The sequence below is a fragment of the Bacteroidota bacterium genome (genome assembly GCA_019637975.1).
Classification (GTDB): Bacteria; Bacteroidota; Ignavibacteria; order UBA10030; family UBA6906; genus CAADGV01.
Genome location: JAHBUR010000003.1, coordinates 186,154 through 193,534, shown reverse-complemented (window position 1 = coordinate 193,534; position 7,381 = coordinate 186,154). Strand labels below are relative to the sequence as shown.

General features: G+C 53.1%; 6 protein-coding genes. All 6 read right to left on the bottom strand.

Annotated features, from left to right (window positions below; all coding sequences use genetic code 11):
• The coding region (locus KF749_02755) for a hypothetical protein (protein ID MBX2990068.1) at window positions 1-244 on the bottom strand (244 nt) is incomplete at its 3' end.
• The gene (locus tag KF749_02750; protein MBX2990067.1) at window positions 234-1,442 is read right to left on the bottom strand and encodes a glycosyltransferase; all 1,209 of its coding nucleotides are present in this window, start codon (window positions 1,440-1,442) and stop codon (window positions 234-236) included. The genes KF749_02750 and KF749_02755, both read right to left, overlap by 11 nt.
• Window positions 1,443-1,444: 2 nt before the next feature.
• Entirely contained in the window at window positions 1,445-2,644 is a 1,200-nt protein-coding gene (locus KF749_02745; protein MBX2990066.1) for a glycosyltransferase family 4 protein, read from the bottom strand.
• A 6-nt stretch (window positions 2,645-2,650) separates the two neighbouring features.
• Entirely contained in the window at window positions 2,651-4,552 is a 1,902-nt protein-coding gene (locus KF749_02740) for a hypothetical protein (GenBank protein MBX2990065.1), read from the bottom strand.
• 12 nt (window positions 4,553-4,564) lie between these two features.
• Window positions 4,565-5,671, bottom strand: a complete 1,107-nt coding sequence (locus tag KF749_02735) for an exostosin family protein (protein MBX2990064.1) — start codon at window positions 5,669-5,671, stop codon at window positions 4,565-4,567.
• A gap of 2 nt (window positions 5,672-5,673) precedes the next feature.
• A complete protein-coding gene (locus KF749_02730; protein ID MBX2990063.1) occupies window positions 5,674-7,368 on the bottom strand; it encodes a glycosyltransferase family 2 protein in 1,695 nt (564 codons plus the stop codon).
• Between the last annotated feature and the right edge of the window lie 13 nt (window positions 7,369-7,381).

Genomic DNA, 7,381 nt, shown 5'->3' with positions numbered 1-7,381 from the left:
CGCCTGCAATGTATGCCACCACATACACAACCTGCACAAGGTTCCTGCTCTTGATGACAAAAACCAATCCCAAGATGAGTGTTGTAAACGCATGAACTGTAGCTATCATCCTCTCGCCGCGCATCAGCAATGCCAGCGGAACGTGCAACAATGCAAAAGCCAGAAGTATCCATGGCGTCGGTGTTTCGACTATGGCTTGCAGGCGTCCGTTTCCAATAACCGCCTGAGGCATCTTAGTTCGCATGCAGTCCCTCCCTATCTGGTACCTCACAACCCCGTTTTGTCTGAACCGGCAACGATGAGTTCTTTACGTTCAGGATTTCTCTTAATCGCGTTGTATATCCCCGGTAGCTGAAATTCATGGCAGACCGCGCAGCATTCGATGATTGCCTCTTCCACTGAACGGGGTCCGAGAGTAATTGTCTAACAACGCATGCCGACTTAGTAATGTCCTCCCTGTCAACAACGGCGCCTGTACCGAATCGAGCCAGGTGATGCCCAATCGAACTGACATCACTGCACACAGGAACACATCCGAATGCCATTGCCTCGCCGACCACCTTTGGCCATCCTTCCGTCTTGCTGAGCAACAGGAAAACGTGGGATCGCTCATAAAACCGGTTTAACTCGTTCCTTCCGACCCAGCCGTGGAATGACACACACTCCGCGACTCCAAGCTTGCGGGCATACTCTTCATAAAAATGTCGCTGCGGACCGTCGCCAACGACATCAAGATGAATACTTCCGGGAGATTCTTTCAGCCTCTTCAGAATTTCAAGCGCATTCCCGGTTCCTTTCTCGGTCTCCGTTCGCCCAACAGTCAGCAACCTGTATGGAGAGCAGAGCTCCTTGTAACGCGCTCCTTCCGAAGCAGCAACCACTTCATCGTCAGTCAATGACGGGTTCAGCATTGAGATAACATGTCTGGGATCTCCGGAACCCGTTCCGTTCACCGTGACGATGGCATGTCTGAACATGCCCCGCAGCATCATTCGCTGCAGAGAATATGATAGCGGAAATGGTGACCGCGGCCTCCAATTACCGGCGTACTTGATCCAGATCTTCTTTCCCTTGCCGGCGACAAGCAAAACGAGGAGGGCTGTAAGACTTATGTTTGCAGGACAGCGCACGTGTATAACGTCCGCATGTCGCATTGCCTCCCGAATGGCACGTACATACGCGGGAATTGCGGCAATGATTCCGAGCTTTGCCACGAATGAATTCCCGCCCGACGGACGAACAGGCATAACGGTTACGCTTGAGGCAGTATATGCAAGGGCGTTTCTGTTCATTCCCCCCGCATCATGCAACGGCGCAAGATGCACGACATTGTCGAACATCGTTGCGAGATGATCGATCTCTCTCACCGTTGCTCCCCAACCGTGATAGACGCCGTCCACAAGATAGTGTTCAGTATGTGATATGATGAGAAGAGTCGCCATTGTTACGCGGGTTCCAGTACTGGTTCAGAAGCATGCTGTTCTCGCTGAAGAATTCCTCGGAGCGCATTCTCAAATTGACTGCCGCGGTTCTCCCACGTTTGTTCATCAAGAGCCCTCCGGCGGGCCTTCTCACCCATTGTCGTGCAAAGTTGCTCGTCCGAAAGAAGTCTTATCAGCCCTTTGGCTGTTGCCTCTACATCGTTAGGAGGAACGACGATGCCTGTCTCGCCATCGGCCACCGCTTCTGCGAGTCCCGACTCACCGGCCACCACGGCGGGCTTGCCACACAACGCTGCCTCCACCGTCGCAATGCCATACCCTTCACAATCTCCCGATTCCGTCATCCGGCTTGTCATGGCAAAAACGTCACATGCATTCATATACAGAAGAAGCTCTTGCCGGGAGAGCCTGCCCAGAAAATGCACCTGCTCCGACACTCCAAGTGACTTCGCAAGATTGATCAAAGCATTTTGTTCAGTGGGAAGTCCCGCCATGAAATAGTGGGCTCCCTGAACATATTCAAGCACGTGCGGCAACGCCCTGATAACAACCTCTTGTCCCTTTCGTTTCGTCACCTGTCCGACGGTGAGAATCACTTTCTTCTCCGACATTCCTATTCTATTGCGGAATTCTTCGACTTGGCTTCCTGGCAATCGCATGAACTGAGCCTGGTCAGCTCCGTTCGGTATGACAACCATGCGGCGAGACTTTGCCCCAAGGCGATGGATAAGTCCCCCCGTGAACTTGCTCACCGCAATCACAAGATCGGCTCGATTCAGCGCCAGCCGGGTGAGAAATGCGCGCCATCCCGACGGGAGTCCATACTCTGTGCCGTGTCCAACGGCCGCCCACCTTTGCAACGTCAGTCTGCATACGAGGGCGGTAATCCAGACGGCCCTCTCTCCGCTTGCGATTACAAGATCCGGTTGCTCTTGTTTCACTAACGACCTAAAGGTCCGGAATCTATGGACCGACTCCGTTACGGGACCCCGACCCGACGGGAGTGTATGTATTGTGAACGAAACGGACTTGTTGAATTCTGAAACATCTTCCGGTGATGAATAGTCTTGCGGCGCGAGCACCGTTACCTTCCATCCGTTCCCATCCAGATACCGGCATATCTGAAAGGCATGCGTGCCAAGTCCCCCCGGACCGGGAGGGAACTCACTGGAAAACCACAGAATCTTGGCAGTCTGCTTCACGTTCACCTACTCCGATAAACCTCTGATCAATCCACTGATCGTAACCGGAGTCAAGAAATCTTGTCCCGAATAGACTCGTTCCTCCCAATTCAAGACATGCAGGCTTCTGGCCTGCGCATACTCAATATCAAAAACATTCGGGTCAAACATCCCGCTCACAGACTTGAAGAACGGTCCGTTTCGCATCCACGATTCAAACTCCGACCATCCCGCCCGATGACCGTTCAATTTTCCGCGCGATGCAATATACTCATGAACAAGCTGTTGATCTCTTCTTGCGCGGAACGCCCTTGCAATCCACAGGATGAAGTCGGGATGCGTAAGCCGAATCGGCACATTGGAAGTCGGGACCTCTGCAAAATGCCCAAAATGCCTCTTGACCATCCTCAGGTATAGGCCATGATCCACTTTCCTTGAAGGGTTGAGGTTTGAACAACGACGAATAAAGGGGCTATTGACGGTCGGAAGGACAATTGGCAAGGCAGCGGTCAATGTAAATTCCTGTCTTCCAAAATGCTTGAGCACATGATGCTCAAGCCAGAAACGTTCACACATTTGCTGCATTGTTTCCGGGCCTGAAACTGCAAACCGCGTCAACTCTGCGTCAATATCTCCCTCCAAACCGGTTCTTGCTTCATCAAGAGCGGAATGCCACGAGGAAGCTAACCACTTTGCGGATCGATTCAGTAATCGCGTATGAAAAACAAGAATCGCTTGCTTTATCTCCGAAAGGCTGGCAGAGGTAACCGCCGTAGTGAATCCGGAAGGTCTAAGCCCTAACGACCGGCTCAATGCAAAGGCAAGCCTTCTCTTCGAACCATAAGATGATCCCAACATCGCAAACGCCTGACCGCCCAAGAACGTCTCGCCGCCATAACCCGTGGAAACAGAAACGACTCCCTCTTGACTTAGAATGGATGCTGCAGTTTCACAGTAGGCGAAATTTGCTGATTCAGCTTGCTTCACAAGTTGTTCAACGCGGTCACTTGAAGGATGGCAATCTTCTACCGGCACGTGAACCCTTGTCCTCCCTCCGGCAAGGGCGGCAACCTTCTGTGCAATCTTCACTTCGTGATTATCAACTTCGCCGAACGTTACTCCAGCTATTTCCTTGCCCATCTCGGAGAACCCGCGAACCACGAGCCGGGTATCGAACCCACCACTTAAAAGAACACCATGCTTCCCCGGAGGTTTGGAGAGTTGCTGCATTCCTGCAATGTAGTCACTCCATAAAGCATCTGCCGCTTCGTCGTCGGATCGATATGCATCGAGGGATCCGTACACACGTGAGGTTTGCCGTTTCGTGACTTTATTGCTGTCAAGCGAGCAGCAGAGCGTCTCACCGGGATTCAAACGTTCTACTCCTTCGTACAGGGTTCTGCTTCCGATGGAGTAATGGAATGCCGCAGTCTGAACCACGCCGACTCTGTCAAGGCGGCGTTGCAGAACCTCCGCCAGGAGTTTGCTGTGGGAGCTGAAAAGGAAACCGTCGCCAGTCGTCGTGTAGTATAGCGGCAAGATACCCGACAGGTCGCCGGTAATCCAAAGTCTCCTTTCTGAAAGATCAACTACGGCGAGTGTGTACAGCCCTCCGCCGTACGAATCAAGCGCATCACCTGTTTCAATCAAACGATCCCCTGCTCTCGCGACCGTTGCTCTCGCCTCGTGTGGGGTAGGCGGAAAGCCGGACTTATCCCAGATGTATCCATGAAGAGCGTAGATGCGCTTCCGGTGTTCATCGATGAACGGCGAAGCAAGGGGGAAGTACGAATCGTGCTGGCAAAGTGCCACCGCCGCAACATCGCACTGCAGGGTTTCCACCGATTTTTGCCAGATCGCATTCTGCCCGGCAAGAAGCTTATCGAAGTACTTTGTCCTATTTGAAAAATCGCCGAATATCGAGGACACTCGAACCCCTACTTATTGAGTTGCATTGGGAGATGCTAGAAGAAACACATTGAGCCAAGCGTCTCTCTGCAACCGTGATGCCCACAATTCTCTGCAAGATCTTTGGACGTAAATGAAGTGCTCGCTTGACATTTTATCATGAAACTCCGCCACTTTCTGGCCTATCCGCTCAATTTCAGAACTCTCGACCCAGACGCAATACTTCTTCCAATCTATTACGTTGTCAAACGGCAATCTGCAATCCGTGTCCACAAAAATGGGAATTCTGCCCAAGCACAATGTTTCGTAGAAGCGGGCAGAGAAATTGCCTGTCCCGCGAACGCAAACCGTATAGTCTGAATCAATGATGTTGTGAACGAATTGTGCCTTCACCTTCTCTTCGTTTCCGGCTTCCGTTCCTTTGTACTTCTTTCTGAGAACGAAGTTCGTTTGCACAAGAGGCGACGACGCCAGATTCTTCAGGATGCGCGAGCGAAGCCCTGTATGCTCGACTGCGGCAGGCTCCCATGTGGTCATGCCGGCTTTCCAGGCAAACCTCCGGGATGCAAGCCGCGCAGACCTGAAAATGTGCGACATGAAGTTCCCTCCCGCCTGTCCGCAAAAGCCCACCAAGGGTTTTGGCTGTTTTTTCCGCAGAAGGAGTTCGCCGCCTGCATACTTCTCCAAGTAATCCTCTATGAAGACAGGCATTGTCTGTGCGCCGGTGTTACGCGACTTGTACACGGATGCTTCAAAAATTGTAAGTCCTTTGAATGGCACATTCGCTGTGAAGTCGCCGGTACTAAACGCGATGACTTTCTTCCCCTTCCTCAATCCCTCGTTCACAGCGTTGTGTACCATCCCGACCTTCCCGTGTTCGAGATAGTAGTTCCATGTCATTGGAAGTATCCAGACATCGGCGTCGTTCAGGTCGGAGGCCTCTGAAAGTCCGGGCAACCCGCTCAGGCTGCGGGAGTGCCGTTTCCTTACCGTTGGCTTGTCATACTCTAACCAACGGTAGAAATCGTTGATGAAGTGGCGCGCGGTGCCAAGCTCGAACAAGTCCTTAAGGAATACTACCTTCAGGGACCCCGGCTGAGAAACAGGGGAATTCAACCGATGAACTTCCGGAATAGGCACGATCAATGGGCCTCCAGAATCCTTTGCAAGTTCTTCCCTGAACTCAACGTACGATCCACGGAAAGCCGGGCAACTTGCGGATATTCTGTCAGCATCGCTCGCCCGGCAACATATTTGTTCTTTATTCGGGCCGACGTTGCGGGCAGCCTTATGATCCCAACAAACAGACGCAGAATCCTCTTTGCGGCGCTCCCCTCCATGAACAGAGTCCCCAACACCCTTAACCTGATGCTCTCTCCCACCTGCCTTGGCGAGAAATACCTGTATGCAAGATACGCCTCGGTCGGATTGGGTAGATGGCGTACCGTCAAACTCTTCTTGCTCGCCGCATACGTTACAACGCGGGCCTTGTGCTTTCGCAGGCCGCCCGATGGGGCCCTGTGATGCACCAAGGATATTTCAGGGTTCAGAATCATCAACGCGCCGGTGAGATAGATTCTCATTCCAAGGTCTCCATCAGCCCTGACCCCTTTTTCATATGCAAGATCAAACAACCCCGATGTGTGCAGAACCTCGCGCCGTAGCAATGTATTGTTCGTTGGGAACACATCAGAGATGCGCAACAACGTGAATTCATCCGGCAGGCGCTCGATGCCGACTTCCTGAACCACTCCCGATGAAACGTCCGCACGAAACTCATGAAGAGTTTTCAGATGGGATTCGATCAGAGTCGCCGGAAGGTTGTCGTCGTCATCATCCAAAAACAGGATATAGTCACCCGTTGATTGTTGCAGGCCTGCATTGCGGGAACTGCATTGGCCGGCCTCATCTCTGTACAACACGGTAAGCGGTAGATCGGGGAACAACTGCCCGAAATCCGTCCGGCGATGTGTTGCTTCTGTCTGATCAATGACAATCACTTCATAGGGACGAACAGTCTGGGTTCCGAGCTGTGCAAGCAGGGATTGCAAATACGGATACCGGTCAACTGTCGGGATGATGATACTCACTTTTGCATCGGACGCAATGCCGTTACGGCTCACCGGCTCTTGTCTATACGGGGTCGGTGTTACGGGACGTTGCTCGCGGCGAACGCGGAGAAAGGCTTTCAATGCGGCTGTACGCGGGACGTTCCCCTGCATGATCGTTCTCCAAAAAGCCCACGTCAACCACTTGATTCCGAACCGGTAGGAGATGAACCGGAACTCGTCCTCGCATCCGAGCTCAGGCGTTGAAGCCGTTGCGCCGGCGGGGGCAAGCCACGGGAGATGCCGTGTCATCACTCCGCGGGTCACGCATCGGTGCCCCAACTCCAGCATGGCAGCGTCGAGCGATTGAAAGCGGGAATCCACACCGCCCATCTGACGCAAGACATTCGTCTGTATCAGACAGCATCGCCACGTGAGACGCCATGATGTCGCCTCGATTGCCGGATCGGGATCCCGATTGAGCATCCAGGTCGGGTTCACATAGTCAATTGATGAAGGGAGTCCGCCCATGCCCAACCTCACTCCGGCATGCCACACGTCTCCCGGTCGCTCCATCGCCTCGACTATGCGCTTAGGGTCGGGAGTTCCCAACGCGCTGTCCCAGAAGAGCCAGGCATCGGATTGTGAGGCGTGAAGGCTCTGCTCGATGAGCGAAGCAACCGATGGAGCCGTGGCGTCCGCGGTTAGCGTGTCGCCAAGCGGCCACGCGGGTGCAGGTTCGCCTTTGCCAAACCAGATGAGTGTTATGTTCGTTGTGTTATTGGGCAAATGAATTGTTTCC

What these genes read in the sequence shown, in the direction of transcription:
- KF749_02750 (MBX2990067.1), bottom strand. Translation starts at nt 1,442, where the DNA reads ATGGCGACTCTTCTCATCATATCACATACTGAACACTATCTTGTGGAC.